20 protein-coding genes and 1 pseudogene are annotated in these 16205 nt (G+C 70.6%); 13 read left to right on the forward strand and 8 right to left on the reverse strand.

Annotated features, from left to right (window positions below):
• Positions 1–323 (reverse strand): annotated as a pseudogene (locus VHB92_RS08415) (5'-methylthioadenosine phosphorylase); the annotation flags it as partial.
• Positions 324–494: 171 nt separating this feature from the next.
• Between VHB92_RS08415 and VHB92_RS08420 the strand changes: the two are divergent.
• The 3 genes from VHB92_RS08420 to VHB92_RS08430 are packed head-to-tail and all read left to right on the forward strand — an operon-like array spanning position 495 to position 2133.
• A complete protein-coding gene (locus tag VHB92_RS08420) occupies positions 495–1064 on the forward strand; it encodes a hypothetical protein (RefSeq protein WP_325453268.1) in 570 nt (189 codons plus the stop codon).
• Complete coding sequence (locus tag VHB92_RS08425; protein WP_325453270.1) at positions 1061–1672, forward strand: molybdopterin-dependent oxidoreductase; 612 nt, start codon at positions 1061–1063, stop codon at positions 1670–1672. The genes VHB92_RS08420 and VHB92_RS08425 overlap by 4 nt, the downstream gene beginning before the upstream one ends.
• The gene (locus VHB92_RS08430; protein ID WP_325453272.1) at positions 1669–2133 is read left to right on the forward strand and encodes a hypothetical protein; all 465 of its coding nucleotides are present in this window, start codon (positions 1669–1671) and stop codon (positions 2131–2133) included. Before VHB92_RS08425 ends, VHB92_RS08430 begins: the two co-directional genes overlap by 4 nt.
• Here the strand turns inward: VHB92_RS08430 and VHB92_RS08435 are convergent.
• From VHB92_RS08435 to VHB92_RS08445, 3 genes are read right to left on the reverse strand one after another with little or no spacing between them, the layout of a single operon-like run.
• Positions 2069–2815, reverse strand: coding sequence for a methyltransferase domain-containing protein (locus tag VHB92_RS08435; RefSeq protein WP_325453274.1), 747 nt, complete (start codon positions 2813–2815; stop codon positions 2069–2071). The genes VHB92_RS08430 and VHB92_RS08435 overlap by 65 nt on opposite strands.
• Positions 2812–3648, reverse strand: coding sequence for a TIGR04282 family arsenosugar biosynthesis glycosyltransferase (locus VHB92_RS08440; protein WP_325453276.1), 837 nt, complete (start codon positions 3646–3648; stop codon positions 2812–2814). The genes VHB92_RS08435 and VHB92_RS08440 overlap by 4 nt, the downstream gene beginning before the upstream one ends.
• A complete protein-coding gene (locus tag VHB92_RS08445; protein ID WP_325453279.1) occupies positions 3645–4310 on the reverse strand; it encodes a glycosyltransferase in 666 nt (221 codons plus the stop codon). The genes VHB92_RS08440 and VHB92_RS08445 overlap by 4 nt, the downstream gene beginning before the upstream one ends.
• Before the next feature lie 113 nt (positions 4311–4423).
• Here VHB92_RS08445 and VHB92_RS08450 point away from each other — a divergent pair, with 113 nt between their 5' ends.
• Together VHB92_RS08450 and VHB92_RS08455 are read left to right on the forward strand one after the other, a co-directional pair.
• Positions 4424–5164 (forward strand): response regulator transcription factor, encoded by a 741-nt coding sequence (locus tag VHB92_RS08450; protein ID WP_325453281.1) that lies wholly within the window; start codon positions 4424–4426, stop codon positions 5162–5164.
• Positions 5161–6315 (forward strand): HAMP domain-containing sensor histidine kinase, encoded by a 1155-nt coding sequence (locus tag VHB92_RS08455; RefSeq protein ID WP_325453283.1) that lies wholly within the window; start codon positions 5161–5163, stop codon positions 6313–6315. Before VHB92_RS08450 ends, VHB92_RS08455 begins: the two co-directional genes overlap by 4 nt.
• A 9-nt stretch (positions 6316–6324) precedes the next feature.
• Here the strand turns inward: VHB92_RS08455 and VHB92_RS08460 are convergent, their stop codons facing one another.
• On the reverse strand, positions 6325–6870 hold the full coding sequence (locus VHB92_RS08460; protein ID WP_325453285.1) for a MarR family winged helix-turn-helix transcriptional regulator: 546 nt from the start codon (positions 6868–6870) through the stop codon (positions 6325–6327).
• Positions 6871–7019: 149 nt separating this feature from the next.
• Between VHB92_RS08460 and VHB92_RS08465 the strand changes: the two genes are divergently transcribed.
• From VHB92_RS08465 to VHB92_RS08495, 7 genes are all read left to right on the forward strand, one after another.
• Positions 7020–8147, forward strand: coding sequence for a polyprenyl synthetase family protein (locus tag VHB92_RS08465; protein WP_325453287.1), 1128 nt, complete (start codon positions 7020–7022; stop codon positions 8145–8147).
• Positions 8144–9049 carry a phytoene/squalene synthase family protein gene (locus VHB92_RS08470; protein ID WP_325453289.1) on the forward strand — a complete coding sequence of 302 codons (906 nt, stop codon included), beginning with the start codon at positions 8144–8146 and terminating at the stop codon, positions 9047–9049. Before VHB92_RS08465 ends, VHB92_RS08470 begins: the two co-directional genes overlap by 4 nt.
• Positions 9046–10617: a phytoene desaturase family protein gene (crtI, locus tag VHB92_RS08475; protein ID WP_325453291.1), complete on the forward strand. Its 1572-nt coding sequence runs from the start codon at positions 9046–9048 to the stop codon at positions 10615–10617. Before VHB92_RS08470 ends, crtI begins: the two co-directional genes overlap by 4 nt.
• On the forward strand, positions 10614–10943 hold the full coding sequence (locus VHB92_RS08480; RefSeq protein ID WP_325453293.1) for a lycopene cyclase domain-containing protein: 330 nt from the start codon (positions 10614–10616) through the stop codon (positions 10941–10943). Before crtI ends, VHB92_RS08480 begins: the two co-directional genes overlap by 4 nt.
• Positions 10940–11254: a lycopene cyclase domain-containing protein gene (locus VHB92_RS08485; RefSeq protein WP_325453295.1), complete on the forward strand. Its 315-nt coding sequence runs from the start codon at positions 10940–10942 to the stop codon at positions 11252–11254. The genes VHB92_RS08480 and VHB92_RS08485 overlap by 4 nt, the downstream gene beginning before the upstream one ends.
• Entirely contained in the window at positions 11251–12129 is an 879-nt protein-coding gene (locus VHB92_RS08490) for a prenyltransferase (RefSeq protein WP_325453296.1), read from the forward strand. The genes VHB92_RS08485 and VHB92_RS08490 overlap by 4 nt, the downstream gene beginning before the upstream one ends.
• Before the next feature lie 115 nt (positions 12130–12244).
• Positions 12245–12556, forward strand: a complete 312-nt coding sequence (locus VHB92_RS08495) for a hypothetical protein (protein ID WP_325453297.1) — start codon at positions 12245–12247, stop codon at positions 12554–12556.
• A gap of 226 nt (positions 12557–12782) precedes the next feature.
• Here the strand turns inward: VHB92_RS08495 and VHB92_RS08500 are convergent, their stop codons facing one another.
• Together VHB92_RS08500 and VHB92_RS08505 are read right to left on the reverse strand one after the other, a co-directional pair.
• Complete coding sequence (locus VHB92_RS08500; protein ID WP_325453298.1) at positions 12783–13487, reverse strand: SDR family oxidoreductase; 705 nt, start codon at positions 13485–13487, stop codon at positions 12783–12785.
• Between the two features lie 109 nt (positions 13488–13596).
• Entirely contained in the window at positions 13597–14805 is a 1209-nt protein-coding gene (locus VHB92_RS08505; RefSeq protein ID WP_325453299.1) for an MFS transporter, read from the reverse strand.
• A 47-nt stretch (positions 14806–14852) separates the two neighbouring features.
• Here VHB92_RS08505 and VHB92_RS08510 point away from each other — a divergent pair, with 47 nt between their 5' ends.
• Entirely contained in the window at positions 14853–15323 is a 471-nt protein-coding gene (locus VHB92_RS08510; RefSeq protein WP_325453300.1) for a helix-turn-helix domain-containing protein, read from the forward strand.
• Between the two features lie 40 nt (positions 15324–15363).
• On the opposite strand, the gene VHB92_RS08515 is transcribed toward VHB92_RS08510, so the two are convergent.
• Positions 15364–16113: a GolD/DthD family dehydrogenase gene (locus VHB92_RS08515; RefSeq protein ID WP_325453301.1), complete on the reverse strand. Its 750-nt coding sequence runs from the start codon at positions 16111–16113 to the stop codon at positions 15364–15366.
• Positions 16114–16205: the final 92 nt, after the last annotated feature.

A 16205-nucleotide genomic window follows, 5' to 3' on the forward strand; every position in this document is an offset into this window, starting at 1 on the left:
GAGCCGGGCGGGATGCGCGTCGAGAGCGAGCCGACCGCCGACGACGTCACCACAGCCCGCACGCCCAGCCGTGCCAGCGCCCACAGGTTCGCCCGATACGGCACGCGGTGCGGCGGCAGCGAGTGCCGGGCTCCGTGCCTGGCCAGAAAGGCGACGCGCACTCCAGCAAGGTCGCCGACCGCGATCGACGACGAGGTCGGGCCGTACGGCGTGGGCAGCTCGACCGTGTGGATGTCGCGCCCCTCCAGGAGCGAGTAGAGCCCGGAACCGCCGATCACGCCGACGACGGTGCGCTCGGGCGGCTGTGCGTGGGTGACTGACATGGCATCCTTCCGTTCCTTCCACCCTGTCCGCCGCTTCCGAGCTCGCGCTGCCGAGGGCGCTTACAGTCCGATGACGGATCCGCTCGCGCCTCGGTGCGGGCATTCCTGGATGTTCGCGGACGGTAAGGATTCGGGGGCCACCGCCCGCCGCCCACCGCGGAGACTGACGGCGTGACCCATCTCACGGAGCGTCTCTCGGCGCGTCTCGCGGAGGGATCGGCGCTCGCCCAGCGGTCGCTGCGCTCTCCCGTCCGCACCCAGCGCATGGCCGTCGTGCTCGGGCGTGTGCTCGCAGCGGCCTTCCTCGTGTGCTTCAGCACCGGGGTGTACAGCCATCTGCTGCAGGACCCCCTGCCCGGCATGCGCTTCCCGACCCAGCCCGCGTGGATCTACCAGGTGAGCCAGGGCGTGCACATCACGGTCGGGCTGGCACTGCTGCCGTTGCTCCTCGCCAAGCTGTGGACGGTGTATCCGGTGCTGTTCCGGTGGCCGGCCATCGCGTCGTGGACCGACGTGGTGGAGCGTGCGCTCGTCGCGGTGCTCGTGTCGTCCGCGCTCCTGGAGCCCATGATCGGCCTGATCAACACGTTCCAGTGGTATCCGTGGCCGTTCTCGTTCCGTCGCGTGCACTACGCGCTGGCCTGGGTCATCGTGGGCGCGATCGCCCTGCACATCGCGTTCAAGCTGCCGGTCATCGTCAGGCACTGGCGGAAGGGCCACGACGACGAGGAGACGATATGACCGAGAGAGGATCGTCCACCAGGCGCGCCTTCCTCGTGGGCGTCGGCGCGACGGCGACGGCGCTGATCGCGTTCACGGCCGGTCAGTCGTTCGGCCTGCTCTCGCCGCTCAACCTCTTCGCTCCGCGCCGGCAGCGAGGCGGCCCGCAGTCGCTTCCGGTGAACAGAACGGCCGCCCAGGCCGCGGTCGCCGAGCGTGCGCTCGATCCTTCCTGGCGGCTCAGCGTCAGCGCGGGTGACCTCACTCGGCGCTTCACGCGAGACGAGCTTCTCGGCCTGCGGCAGGCGGACGTCGATCTTCCGATCGCGTGCGTGGAGGGATGGAGCACGGATGCGACGTGGCGCGGCGTGCGGCTTGCCGACCTGGTGGCATCCGTGCACGCGCCACGAGACGCGGGGTTGCGGGTGACGAGCCTCGAGCCGCGCGGCCACTACCGCGTGATGACCATGGGGCCGGAGTTCGTGAACGACCCGCGCACGCTGGTCGCGCTGGCGGTGAACGGAGAGCCGTTGGATCTCGACCACGGCTTCCCGGCGAGGATCATCGCGCCCGGACGCCCCGGCGTGCTGCAGACGAAGTGGCTGAGCAGCATCGAGGTGCTCGCGTGAGCCGCTCAGGCCTGCGGGCCGCCCGGGCCGGGTTCGCCGTCGGCGGCGCCATCCTGATCGGCGTCGGCGTCTACTTCCTGGTCACCACCGAGCCACCGGCCGCGGTGATCGGCCTGGTGGTGTGGCTCGCGGCCGCCGTCATCGTGCACGACGGGCTGTTCGCCCCGGCCGTCAACGTCGCGGACCGGCTGCTCGCCAGGGGCGCTGCGCGACTGGCGCCGTGGGCCGTCGCCGTGGTGCGCATCCTGTTCTGCGTCGGACTGGTGCTCACGCTCGTCGTCGGTCCTGAGCTCTTCGCTCAGGCGCGAAGGCACGCGAACCCCACGTTGCTCGTGGGCGACTACGCCGTGCGGCTTGCCGTGGTCTGGTGCGTCATCGTGCTGGCCGTCGTGGCGATCACCGCGGCATCGGCACTGCGTACTCGCAGAAGGTCCGCTCGCCGGCACGCCATTCGTGGGTGAGGCGCAGCCCGGCCCGCCTGGCGTGCCGTCGCAGGGCTGCGGCCCCGACACGTGCCCAGCGGAACGGGGTGCTGCGGCGACCGTGCGCGTCGACCAGCACGGCGTCGAATGACGTGTGCTCCGCGGCATCCGGATGGCCCTCGACGATCACGGTGCCACCGGGGCGAGCGAGGGCTGCGGCGCGATCGAGCAGCCGAGCAGGATCTCCTCCGATGCCGATGTTGCCGTCCAGCAGCAGAACCGTTCCCCACCGGCCCTCGCCGGGCAGCGGCTCGAAGAGCGAGCGCCGCAGCACGGGCAGGCCTCGCGCGGTGGCGAGCTCGACGGCGGCCCGTGAGCTGTCGACGCCGAGCGCGGGACGCCCCGCCACCAGGGATGCCAGCACCATGCGCCCTGGACCGCAACCGAGATCGAGAACCGGCCCTGCCCCACGCCCGAGCAGCTCGCGCTCGACCGCGTCGGCGGCCGCCCTGAACCGCCAGACCGGGATCACGTCCGGTCGGCGGGACGAGCCCACCTCGTGCAGGAACAGCTCGCGAGCGCCCTCGCGCAGGGCGAGGTCGTACGGCCCCGACGGCTCGGCACCGAAATCCGCCGTAACGCGGCTCGCGTGCACCGCACGAGGATGCGCCGCTTGCGGATGCTGCGCACCGGAGCGCAGCCCGTCCGTGACGGCGCTCACCGGGTCACGCCTTCCACCGAGGGCAAGCTCCTGGCTGAGGTTGCGCTCGCGGCCGCGACTGCGCCCGCGGCTGAGTGTGCACCCGCCGCCAAGGGCGCACCCACCGCCCCGCCAGCGACGCGGCGCATGCCGGCGACCCCGGACGCCCCACCGGCAGTGGCCGCGCCGACGACCCCGGACCCACCGCCGGCAGTGGCCGGGCGGCCGGCGCGCGCACGCACCAGCTCCCGCACGGCCGTCGGCCACGACACGTCGACCAGCTCGGCCACGGCGGCGAGGTCGTCGACGGTGTCGATGTCGCGCAGCACGGGCAGCTCCGCCACGACGAGCCCTGCCGCCAGCAGTCGTTCCCGCTGCAGTGCACCGGTGTCGGCCCGCGACATCGGAACGCCCCTGATCAGCGAGCCGCTCGGCCGGCGCAGCCCGAGCGCCCAGAAACCGCCATCGGTTGCGGGCCCGAACAACGCATCCACCTCGTGCGGCCACTCCTCGAACGCTCGACGGAGATGGTCGGGCGCCACCTGCGGCGTGTCCATCCCGATCACGAGCGCTGGCTCGTCGACGAGGTCGAACACGTGGCCCAGGCGCTCGTCGAGCGTTCCCGGCGGCTGGGGCACCACGTCGTAGCCGCGCGCATGGGGTGCCAGATCTCCAAGCTCGCCGTCGAAGAAGAGGATGCGCCGGCTCGCCGGCACGCTGCGCCCGGTGCGCAACGTGGCGATCAGCGACAGCCGCGCCACGTTCGCCGCCGCCTCCAGGCTCAGCGGCGGATGCAGCCGGGTCTTCACCTTGCCTGGCACGCACTCCTTCGCGATCACGATGAGCGCGGTCATCGCGGCTGCGCCCGGAGCAGGCGGGACATGTCGGCGACGGCGCCGAGGTACCCGCGGACCGTTCCCGTCACCTTCGATCGTCCGATGCGCGGGAGGTAGCTGACGCCGACCTCGTGGATGCGCCACCCAGCCGCGTGGGCCAGCAGGACCATCTCGAGCGGATATCCGCTGCGCCGGTCGCGTAGACGCAGCGCGAGCAGGTCGTCGCGGCGCGCGGCGCGCATGGGACCCAGATCGCGCAGCGGAACCCCGGTGCGGGAGCGAAGGCGCGCTGCGAGCATCCGATTCGCCCATCTGGCGTGCAGCGGCCACGATCCCGGCGCCGGCGTGCGCCTGCCGAGCACGAGTCGCGCAGCGCCCCGCCGGACCGGGTCGACCACGCGCGGCAGCTCCCGGACGTCGAACGAGCCGTCCGCGTCGCAGAACGCGACGATCGGCGCGGACGCGGCCAGCAGTCCGGCGTGCGCGGCGGCACCGAACCCGCGGCGCGGCTCGCTCACCACCGTGGCGCCCCACCTGCGCGCGGTCTCGGCCGAGCCGTCCGTCGAGCCGTTGTCGACCACGATCGCGCGATAGCCGGGTGGCAGCGCGGCGAGGAGACCGGGCAGCGCTGCCGCCTCGTTGAGACACGGCAGCACGACGTCGACCTCGGGGATGCTCACGCCTTCGACGCTAGGGAGCGCCCGGCCGCGCAGGAGCGGGGCAAGTCTTACGAACCGAAGACGAGATGCCGACGCCCTGCCCCGCCGCGAACCGGCAAACCTATCCTGAGACCATGTCCTCCTTGCCCGCCGCGGTCGCTGCGCGCAACAACGACCTCATCGATCGGCGCGTGCTCGTGGTCGAAGACGACCCCACGGTGCTCGAGGTGGCCAGCAGCTATCTCACCGCGGCCGGCTTTCTCGTCGACCAGGCCGTCGACGGCTTCCAGGCGCTGGATGCCGCCAGGAACAAGGCGCCGGATTTCATCGTGCTCGACCGGATGCTGCCCGGCATCGACGGCGCCGAGGTGTGCCGCAGGCTGCGCGCGGACTCCGACGTCCCCGTGCTCCTGCTGACGGCGCTCGGCTCGGAGGAGGCCAGGATCGAGGGCCTGGAGGCCGGAGCCGACGACTACCTGACGAAGCCGTTCTCGCCGCGCGAGCTCGTTCTTCGCGTGCAGTCGGTGCTGCGCCGCAGCCTCGACGCGCTCGCGCCCGAGGCGCCCGTCGACCTCGGGCCGTTCCATCTCGAGCCGTCCGCTCGCACCATCACAGCGGGCGGCGAGCCGCTCGCGCTGTCGGCGCGCGAGTTCGACCTGCTCGCGTTCCTGGTCAAGCATCCGTCTCGAGTCTTCAGCCGTGAGGAACTGCTGCGGCTGGTATGGGGCTGGGAGTTCGGCGACCGGTCGACCGTGACCGTCACGGTGCGCAGGCTCAGGGAGAAGATCGAGCGCGATCCGGCCGAACCCGACCTGCTGCGCACCGTGTGGGGTGTCGGATACCGGCTGGATGTCGAGACGGAGCCCCGATCGTGATCGCGTTCGGCGACCTGGCCTCGATCGTCGCCATCGCGCTCGGCTGCGCGGCGGCGGTGGGCCTGGTCGGCCTCGTCGCCCTGATGTCGATGCGCAGGCGGTCGCTGCTGCTGCAGGTGTGCGTCATCGTGCTCACGGTCGTGGCCTCGACCGTGGCCGGCTTCATCGCCGTCGCGAACGCGATGTACCTGTCGGCGCACGACCTCACGGTGGTGTTCTACGTGGCCGCCGCGGCCGGACTCATCTCCCTCGCTCTCGCGATCGGCCTCGGCCTGTGGCTGACCGGCAGCGCGCGACGCCTGGTCGCGCTCACGAGTGCGCTGAGCGAGGGCACGACGCTCGACACCGGGGATGCGCGTGGCTGGGCGTCCGAGTTCCGCTCCGTCGCCGACCAGCTCGCCGACACCAGCCGGCGTCTGGCCGAGTCGAGGGCTGAGGTGGCGGCCATCGACGAGTCGCGGCGCGAGCTCGTCGCCTGGATCTCGCACGACCTGCGCACTCCCCTGGCCGGCCTTCGCGCCATGGCCGAGGCGCTCGAGGACGGCCTCGCCGACGATCCGGTGCGTTTCCACCGGCAGATGCGGTCGCAGGTGGACCATCTGTCGGCCATGGTCGACGACCTGTTCGAGCTGTCGAGGATCCAGTCGGGCACGCTGCGGCTCTCGCTCGAGCCGGTGCGCGTCTACGACCTCGTCAGCGACGCGGTCGCCGAGCTGTCACCCCTGGCGCAGGCGCGTTCCATCACGCTGGTCGAGCGGCCCGGTCCCGATGTGCTCGTGCTCGGCGACGACAGGCGTCTGGCGAGGGTGATCGGCAACCTGCTGGTGAACGCCATCCAGCACGGGCCGGAGGGCAGCAGCGTCACCATCGGAACGCGGACGGACGGGACGGGCCGGGTGGTGCTGTCGGTCACCGACAGCGGAGGCGGGATACCCGAAGAGGACCTCGGGCGGGTGTTCGAGGCGGGGTGGCGGGCATCCGTGTCGCGCACGCCCGAACCGCTCTGGGGCACGTCGGGCGGAGCCGGGCTCGGGCTCGCGATCGCTCAGGGGATCGTGCAGGCGCACCGTGGCGAGATCTCGGTTCGCAACGAGGCCGACGGATGCCGCTTCGACGTCAGTCTGCCCCAGCACGAGCTCGTCGCGCGCTGACCTCGCCCCTCACTGAGCATCGGCACCGGTGGCGCCGAGATCGTCCAGGAACCGGATGACGACCTCGCGCTCGGCGGGCGTCAGGGCAGCGGCGGCCTCGAAACGCCGTGCGTGCAATCGGCCGACGCTGTCTCGCACGTGCTCGTGCGTGCTCCGCGTGATGGTGACCGTCACGGCCCGCCTGTCCGTCGGATGCGGTGCGCGCTCGATGTGCCCTGCGGCCGCCAGCCGGTCGAGAAGCTTGGTCGTGGCGGCCGTCGAGATGCTGAGATGCTCGCTGAGCAGGCCCGGCGTGACCACCTGGCGCTGATTCTTCGCGGCCACCAGGTAGCGCAGCGCCTTCATGTCGGTCTCGTTGAGCTTCATCTCGGTTCGGGACCTGAAGCTCATGGCCTGTTCCGACTCCCGCCAGCGCCTCACGCTCGTGAGAAGCCGCACGATCTGCTGGATCTCGGCATCGTCGAACCGCGAGTAGTCGACGAGTTCCTGGCCCGGATCGATCACGCGGGGATCGAGCATCGGCTCGACGCTCTGCCTGTCCCGCGTTGCATCCACCCGACCAGTCTAGATGTCAAGGCGTAATTCTATCTTGGTTGATATCTTGCTAGGAGAGGAATTGCCTGCGATGCTGTACCGATGAACCAAGCAGACCCCGCCGTCGATGCGGCGGCGACCGGTGGACGCACAGAGTGCGAGGGCGCGCGATGAGCCTCGCCGTGGATACGCCTGCGCGTGAGGACTTGCGTCACGACGCCGAATGTGCTCTTGACCGGTTCTTCGCCGGCAAGATCGCGCTGGCCGGCAGGTACGGCCCTCGATACGTTCGGCTGTGGCAGGCCGCGCGCCGTGCGAGCTCGCACGGCAAGAGGATCCGCCCGGCTCTCGTGCTCGAGACGTACGCATCGCTGCACGAGCGAGCGCAGCAGGACGGGGCGCCCGGTCCGGTCCTGAACGAAACCAGCCCGGCCGGCGACCCGGGCTCCGCTGCCGCCGTCGCCGTCGCGGTGGCGTTCGAGCTGCTGCACACCGCGTTCCTGATGCACGACGACGCCATCGACGGCGACGTGGTGCGTCGGGGAGAGCCGAACCTCATCGGCTCGTTCCGAGCGGACGCTGTGCTGGGCGGCTCGTCGGATGCCGCCGCCGCTGAGTGGGGCGAGGCCGCCTCGATCCTGGCCGGCGATCTGCTCATCCATGCGGCGCAGAGCCAGGTGGCGCACCTCGACATCGACCGTGTGCGACGTGAGGCGCTGCTCAACGTGCTCGACGATGCGGTCTTCGAGGCCGCCGCTGGCGAACTGCACGATGTCGCGTTCAGCACCGAGGTCGAGCCGCCGGAGGTCTCCGACGCGCAGGCGATGTCGGAGTGGAAGACCGCGTCGTACTCGTTCGTCGCGCCACTGAGAGCGGGGGCGATCCTCGCAGGCGCCGCCGGCAGCACGCAGCGGGCGCTCGCGCAGTTCGGCCGGCACACGGGCATCGCGTTCCAGCTGCGGGACGACCTGCTCGGCGTGTTCGGAGACGAACGGATGACGGGCAAGACCGCGAGCGGCGACATCCGCAGGGCCGCGAAGACGCCGCTGCTCTGCATCGCGTTGCAGAGCCGGGCGGGAGACGAGCTCCGCTCGATCCTCGGCGGCGACCCCGACGACGCGGCCGTCGCCCGCGTACGGACGCTTCTGCGATCCTCGGGGGCGGTGGGCTTCGTCGAGCGGATGATCGACGACTCCATCGATGCGGCACGGGCGCAGCTGGAGAATCCGGGCGTGCCGGCACGGCTTCGCGCCTACCTGTCCGACGTCGCCGGGACGGCGGGACGGCGAGTCTCGTGAGCAGGGCAGGCGGGTCGGAGCTGACCGCGTACTCCCGGTGCGCGCAGCGCAGCGCGGCCAAGGTGATCACTGCATACTCCACCTCGTTCGGCATGGCGTCGCGTCTGCTGCACAGGCGGTACCGGTCGCACGTGGCGAACATCTACGCGCTCGTGCGCGTCGCCGACGAGCTGGTCGACGGGGCTGCGGCACAGGCCGGAGTCAGCGCCGGGACGCAGCGACGGCTGCTCGACGAGCTCGAGGCGGAGGTGAACAGGACGATCTTCGACGGGTACAGCGTGAATCTCGTCGTGCACGCCTTCGCGTGCACGGCCAGGGCTGTCGGCATCCGCCGGGGCCTGATCGCGCCCTTCTTCGCCTCGATGCGCCGCGACCTCACCGCAGACGCACTGGACGGCGACGAGGTGCGCGACTACATCTACGGGTCGGCCGAAGTGGTGGGGCTGATGTGCCTTCGCGTGTTCCTGCGCGACGAGCACCGCGACCCTGAGGCGAGGCGCCGGCTCGAAGAGGGCGCCCGGCGTCTCGGCGCGGCGTTCCAGAAGGTGAACTTTCTGCGGGACCTCTCCGCGGACTGGACCGGGCTGGGCAGGAACTACTTTCCTTCCGTGCGGCCCGACGCCCTGACGGAAGCACAGAAGCAGGCCCTGCTGTCCGACATCGACGACGACCTGGCCGCGGCGGCCGCCGTCATCCCGGAGCTGCCGAGCGGATGCCGCGCCGCAGTCGCCGCAGCGCATCAGCTGTTCGCCGCACTGTCGCGCCGGCTGCGGAGCACGCCCGCCGACGAGTTGCTGCGCACCCGGGTCAGGGTTCCCGCGGGCGCGAAGGCCGGCATCCTCGTGAGATCGGCGCTGGGCCGCGTGGATGCCGTGGGCAGGGCCGACCGGAGCGCCGCGTGAGCGGAGGACGCCGACGGGCTGTGGTGATCGGCGCGGGCATCGCGGGACTCGCCACCGCCGGCCTACTGAAACGGGAGGGCTACGACGTCACCGTTCTGGAGGCCCGCGACGACATCGGTGGCAGGGCCGGCAGCTGGCAGCGAGACGGATTCCGGTTCGACACCGGTCCGTCGTGGTATCTCATGCCACAGGTGTTCGAGCACTTCTTCCGGCTGATGGGCACCTCTACGGCTGAGCAGTTCGAGTTGTCGCCGCTCGATCCCGGCTACCGGGTGTTCTTCGAGAAGCATGCCGATCCCCTCGACATCCTCGCTGGGCGGGAACGCAACATCGCTCTCTTCGAGCGCATCGAACCAGGGGCCGGGCGGGCGTTGTCCCGGTATCTGGACTCCGCGCGAGACACGTACCGCATGGCGATCGACCGCTTTCTCTACAGCACATTCGCCTCGATGCGCCGCCACCTGCGCCCTGACGTGCTGCGACGGCTGCCCCGACTCACGCGGTTGCTGATGCAGCCGCTGGATCGGCACATCGCCAGGCGGTTCCGCGACCCGAGGCTCAGGCAGGTGCTCGGCTACCCTGCCGTGTTCCTCGGCTCGGCCCCTTCGCAGACCCCGAGCCTGTATCACCTGATGAGCCACCTCGACCTGGACGACGGCGTCTGGTGCCCGTCTGGCGGATTCACGAGCGTGATCCGCAGCATCGCCCGACTGGCGGAGCACGCCGGCGCCGACATCCGCACCGGATGCCGCGTCACGGGCATCGTGACGGATGACGGCGGTGCGGGCGCTCGCGTCACCGCCGTAGAGTACGCCACCGCCGACGGCGGCAGCGGCCGAGTCAGCGCCGACATCGTGGTCTCCGCCGCCGACCTCCACCACACCGAGACGACGCTGCTCCCCGAGCGGCTCCGGACCTACCCGGAGCGGTGGTGGAGCACGCGCAACCCCGGACCGGGCGCCGTGCTCGTCTACCTGGGGGTGCGGGGCCCTCTGCCGCAGCTGGCGCACCACAACCTGTTCTTCACCGAGGACTGGGAGCTCAACTTCGACAGCATCTTCGTCGAGCCGACCACGGTGCCTTCTCCGGCATCCGTCTACGTCTGCAAGCCCTCGGCGACCGACGACACGGTCGCCCCTGGCGGCTACGAGAACCTCTTCGTGCTGATTCCCGTTCCGGCCGATCCCGCCATCGGCTCAGGAGCGGAGAACGGAGCGGGAGACGATGACGTCGAGACCGCAGCGGATGCCGCCATTCGGCAGATCGCCGCGTGGGCTGGCATCCCCGACCTCGAAGACCGCGTCGTCGTGCGTCGCACCGTGGGGCCCGCGGAGTTCGAGCACGAGCTGCACGCCTGGAAGGGCGGAGCGCTGGGCCCGGCGCACACGCTGAGGCAGAGCGCCTTCCTGCGCGGCACGAACCGGTCGGCGAAGGTGCGTGGCCTCTACTACGCGGGCGGCACGACGGTTCCTGGCATCGGGCTGCCGATGTGCCTGATCAGCGCCGAGCTGGTGGTGAAACGCCTGCGCGGCGACACGACGACCACGCCGCTCGCGGAGCCGCTGTGAGCGTGCTCTACGGCGCCTGCCTACTGCTCGCCCTGGCGGCGATGGTGGCGCTGGATGCCCGTTTCCGGCTGTTCTTCTGGCACCGGCCGATCAGGGCGGCCATCGTCATGGCGATCGGCGTGGGCTTCTTCGTCGCCTGGGATCTGGCCGGCATCGCGCTCGGCGTCTTCTCCCGGGGCGAGAACGGCTACACGACCGGCCTGCTGCTGGCTCCCGAACTGCCCGTCGAGGAGCTCCTCTTCCTCACGTTCCTCTGCTACCTGACCATGGTGCTCTTCACCGGAGCGCTTCGGATGCTGGCGGCTCGGCGGGAGCGCGGCCGATGACCTACCTCGTGCTGGCCACGCCGTTCGTGGCCGCGTCCGCCATCCTGTTCGGCTTCGCGCTCGTGCTGCGCCCGCCGCGTCGCCCGGCGATTTGGTGGGCGACGTGGGCAGCCGCGCTCGTCATCCTGTTCGTGCTCACCGCGGTCTTCGACAACGTGATGATCGGCATCGGCCTCATGAAGTACGCGCCGGAGCGGATCTCGGGTCTGCGCATCGGAGCGGCTCCTCTGGAGGACTTCGCCTACCCGCTGGCGGCGCTCCTCCTGCTTCCCGCGCTGTGGATGCTCTTCGCCGGGAGGCGGAGACGGTGACGGCGATACGGCACACGCTAGGCCGGCTTCTGCTGGCCTCCCGACCGGTCAGCTGGATCAACACGGCGTATCCGTTCGCCGCGGCCTATTTCCTCGCCGCCGGCCGCGTCGACGCGGCGCTCGTGATCGGAACCGTGTTCTTCCTCGTGCCGTACAACCTGGCGATGTACGGCATCAACGACGTCTTCGACTACGAGTCGGATCTGGCAAATCCACGCAAGGGCGGTCTGGAGGGCGCGGTGCTCGCGCCGTCGGCCCACCGCACGACGCTCGTCGTCGCCGTCGCCTGCTGCGTGCCGTTCGTCGTGGGCCTGGTCGTGCTGGGCAGCGCGTGGTCGTGGCTCGTGCTCGCCGTGAGCCTGTTCGCAGTCGCGGCCTACTCGGTTCCGGGCGTGCGCTTCAAGGAGCGACCCTTCCTCGACTCGGTGACCTCGAGCACGCACTTCGTCAGTCCGGCCGTCTACGGGCTCGTTCTCGCGGGCGCTCAGTTCACCGGCGGCCTCGTCGCGCTGCTTGCCGCGTTCTTCCTCTGGGGAGTGGCGAGCCACGCGTTCGGCGCGGTGCAAGACGTGGTGCCCGACCGCAGCGGCGGCATCCGTTCCATCGCCACGGCCATCGGGGCCCGATGGACCGTGCGATTCGCGATCGCATGCTGGCTCGCCGCCGGACTCCTCGTTCTCGCCACCGACTGGCCGGGCCCGCTCACGGCCGTGCTCACCCTGCCGTACGTCGCCGCCGCCGCACCGTACTGGTCGGTCTCCGACGAGCTCTCCGCCCGCGCGAACCGTGGCTGGCGCTGGTTCATCTGGCTGAACTACTCGGTCGGATTCCTCGTCACGCTCGTGCTCATCGCCTACGCGTTGCGGCGGTCGTGAGCTGCCCCGGCATGGTCAGGCGCCCGCGGGCCATCGCCGTAGCGGCGGCATCCATGACACGCACGAGAGGTCAACCCCGGAAAATCGGGCAGTACGGGACGTAGCGTTGACGACCATGAAGGAACTGATCTTCGCCGGCCGACCAGTTCTGGTCGGGGACGCCGCAGCCGATGCCGTCGTCGACTACAGCGCCGTGTTGCTGCGCGCCGCCAGTGCCGACACGATCGAACTCCGCGCGCTGGATGCGTCCGGCGCCCCCGTCGAGGTGTATTACGTGCTCGGAAGCGCGGGGACCGTCATGGCGCAGAGCGTCGACAGCTCCGAGCCCGAGCCGGACAACGCGGAGGCGGTCAGCTACATGAACGCCGCCATCCACCGCCTCGACCCGAATCCGGTGGACTCCGACTTCGAGTACTTCACGGAGTAGCGGAACCGGCGGCGGAGCATCCCACGCCAAGAGGGCCGTACTCTCCTGCTCCGCCGCCGGGTTTCCACGTTCACCTACGCCAACGAAACAATCCAGCCGTTGACCGCCGAGGGCCTGTCCCTGGAAAATGCCGGCACTCATTCGCGGCCAAGAACGGGGTGCGCGCTAGACGGAGCTTGCGGAGCAGGATGCCCTCCGGTCGGCGCGACCGGAGGGCATCCGGGATCTACCGGGCCGAGAACTCCGGGTACAGCACGGGGATCGGCTCGGACAGACCCGCCTTGACCCAGCGGCTGGTCTGGTCGGCGAGCACTTCGAGCTCGCCCGCCTCGAGACCGTCGTAGATCGCCGCCACGATGTCGGCCGGGTCTTCCTTGTCCACGTCGAGCCCTGCCGTCATCGGGGTGTCGGTGTAGCCGAGGTGAGCGCCGAGCACGTGCGTGCCCTGAGCCTGGAGTTCGAGCCGGAGCGAATTGGTGAGGGACCAGAACGCTGCCTTGGTCGCCGCGTACGCGCCACCGCGCGCGAGCCAGCTGAGCGCGGAGTGCACGTCGATGAGCGCGCCTCCGCCGTTCGAGGCGAGCACGGGCGCGAACACCTGCGCCACCTCGAGTGCACCGAAGACGTTGGTGTCGAAGACGCGGCGCACGTCGTCGAGGCTGCTCGTCAGGAGCGGTCCCGCTCCTCCGATGCCGGCGTTGTTGACGACGATCGTCGTGTCGGCGGCGGTGGCGGCCGCATCCCTGATGGATGCCGACGACGTCACGTCGAGGGCGACCGGAACGACCCGAGGATCGCTCCAGTCGCGCGGGGAGCGGGCCGTCGCGTACACGCGGCGAGCGCCGCGCTCGAGCGCCTGCGTCACGAACAGCGTGCCGAGTCCGCCATTGGCGCCGGTGACGAGCACCACGGCGTTGTCGAGTGAGGGCATGGGATTTCCTTTCGAGGGGGTTCTGTTCCAGGTGGTCCTGCGGAGGAAGTCCCGCAGAGGTGTGGGGGTCAGGAAAGCGGGTCAGGAGACAGGGCTCACCAGACGGTGGTCATGACACGGGGACGGGCGTCGTCGGCGACCGGCGCCCTGCTCGCACGTTGGCCACGAGAGCTGCCGCCACCGCGAACGCCATCACGACGACCGCCGCGAGCTCGATGGCGACGAGGAGTCCCGTGTCCGTGGCGATGGCGCCGAGCACGAGTGCGACGACGGCCTGAACGAGGTATCCGACTGTGAAGGCGGCGGAGATGACGGCAGCACGGTGGTGCACCTCGGCCGTCGCCGTGATGATCCCGAGACCTCCCGCATACATCAGGCTGTACCCGCCGCCGGTGAACACCGACGAGACGACGAACAGGGGCATGGAGTGCGCAATGCCCGCGAGCACCAGCGAGCCCATGCCGAAGAGGATCGCCGCGGGCCCGATCCCGAGCGCCAGGCGGGACGGCACCCGGCGCGTGAGCACGGCGACCGCGCCGATCGCGATGGCGGAGATGGCGATGACGATTCCGTTGAGCAGCGCGTTGGACGACCGCAGCAGATCCGCCGCGACCTGCGCGCCGAGCGCAAGGAACACGGATCCCACGGCGTAGGCGGCCGAGACCGCGAGGGCGCCGGCGACGAATGCCCGGCGGAGGCCGGCGGGAACCCGAGGCAGGCTCGGGCGCCAGGCTCCGGCGGCGTCGCGGACGCGTGGCAGGAACAGCGCGAGGGCGCCGACGGCGACGATCACGGCGAACAGCACCCAGAACGTCAGGTGCAAGGGATCTGGCGCGTACTGCACAAGGGCACCGCCGACGATGGTCGCGAGCGCCAGTCCGACGGCCGTCGCCGCGGTCATCGTCGAGCTCGCGCGCGGCGCGCGCTCGGGTCCGCCAAGCTCGATCATGGCAGCCGCCGCTGGGCTGAGCGAGAGCCCCACCCCGACGCCCATCAGGGCACGGCCGATGAGCACCTCGGGAAGACCCGTGGCCAGGCCGAACGTGAGCGTGCCGAGGGCGAGAGCCGCCAGCCCGAGCAGGATCGCGAACCGCCGGCCGAGGCTGTCGGAGAGGTTGCCGAAGATCACGAGCACGGGGATGAGCACGATCGGATAGATCGCGAAGATCAGCGTGCTGGTGGCCGCCGTCAGACCCCAGGAGCGCTCGTAGAGCGGATAGACGATGGTCGGAGCGCCGCTCGACCAGAGGGCGAGACCGGCGACGGATGCTGCCGTCCAGAACGATGCGCGAGGCGAGAGCGTGAGCACGTCGACCACAGTAGCGTCTCTGGATAGGTTTTACCTAGTCAGATACAATGGCTGTCATGAAGCCGCTCTCCCCCGTCAACCAGCAGTGCGGAATCGCCCGCTCCCTCGAGGTGCTGGGCGAGAAGTGGACCCTCCTCGTGGTGCGCGACGTTCGCCTGGGCTTCACACGGTTCAGCGAGATCCGCGAGCGACTCGGCGTGGCCCCCGACGTACTGGCCGATCGCCTTGCCAAGCTCGTCGACCTGGGCGTGCTGGAGCGCAGGGCGTATCGCGACGAAGGCGCGCGGGCGCGTGACGAGTACGTGCTCACCGCCTCAGGCGACGAGCTCTCGACGGTGCTGGCGGCGCTGCAGGGATGGGGCAACCGTCACCTTCCGAACGGGCTGCCGCCCGCTACGCGCTACGTCGCATCCGACACGAGGGAGCCGTTGCACGTGGGCTTCGTCGGCCCGGACGGCCGTGAGCTCCCGCTCGAGGACATCGCGGTGGAGCGCCTGCCGCGCAGCGAGGCCGCGCCGGCGGTGTAGCGAAGCGCGGGCCCGACTTGCCTGGGCGTCGGTCGCGGCGTCAGACGCTCGTGCGGCCGCCGTCGATGAGCACGTTCGTGCCGGTGACCATGGCGGCATCCTCGCTGGCCAGGTATCCGATCAGAGAGGCGATCTCGCTCGGCTGGGCGAACCTGCCGACGGGGATCTCGGCCTTGGCGCGCTCGCCCTTCTCCCCCGCCCATGCCGCTTTGCCCAGCGGCGTCTCCACGACCGTGGGCGAGACCGCGTTGACGGTCACGCCCGACGGCGCCCATTCCTTGGACAGCACGCGCGTCAGCCCGATGATGGCCGCCTTGCTGGCCGCATAGGCGGCATGCTCGTCGAGGCCGATGACGCCCGCCTGGGATGCGAGGTTGATGATCCTGCCGTACCCGGCCTCGATCATCGCCCTGCCTGCCGCCTGCGCCATGTAGAAGCTCGCACTGAGATTGACGTCGAGCGTGGCCTGCCATCGGCCGGCCGGCACGTCCACCGCCTTGTCCAGCAGCGCGACACCGGCCGAATTCACCAGGATGGTCGGGGTCCCTGCGAAGGCGATCGCCTCGGAGATCACCTGCTGGGCCGCGGCGGGGTCGGTCAGATCCCGAGCGATTCCGAGGTGTCCGTCGCCGGGAAGGGCCGACATGAGCTCGACGACGGCATCGCTGAGATCGACACCCACCACGCTGGCCCCTCGGGTCGCGAAGTACGTCGCCACCTCGTAGCCGATCCCGCTCGCGGCACCGGTGATGACGGCGACGTGGCGCCCGGGTGTCTGGTTCTCGGTCATGTCTCGTTCCTCATGGTCCGTGTCGTCGGATCGGCGTCGTGCAATGCCTGTCGTCGCCGTCCGGCCTGTGCCGCTTGACCTGTGCCTGCCCG

It is taken from the genome of Humibacter sp., from assembly GCF_035547335.1.
Lineage (GTDB): Bacteria > Actinomycetota > Actinomycetes > Actinomycetales > Microbacteriaceae > Humibacter.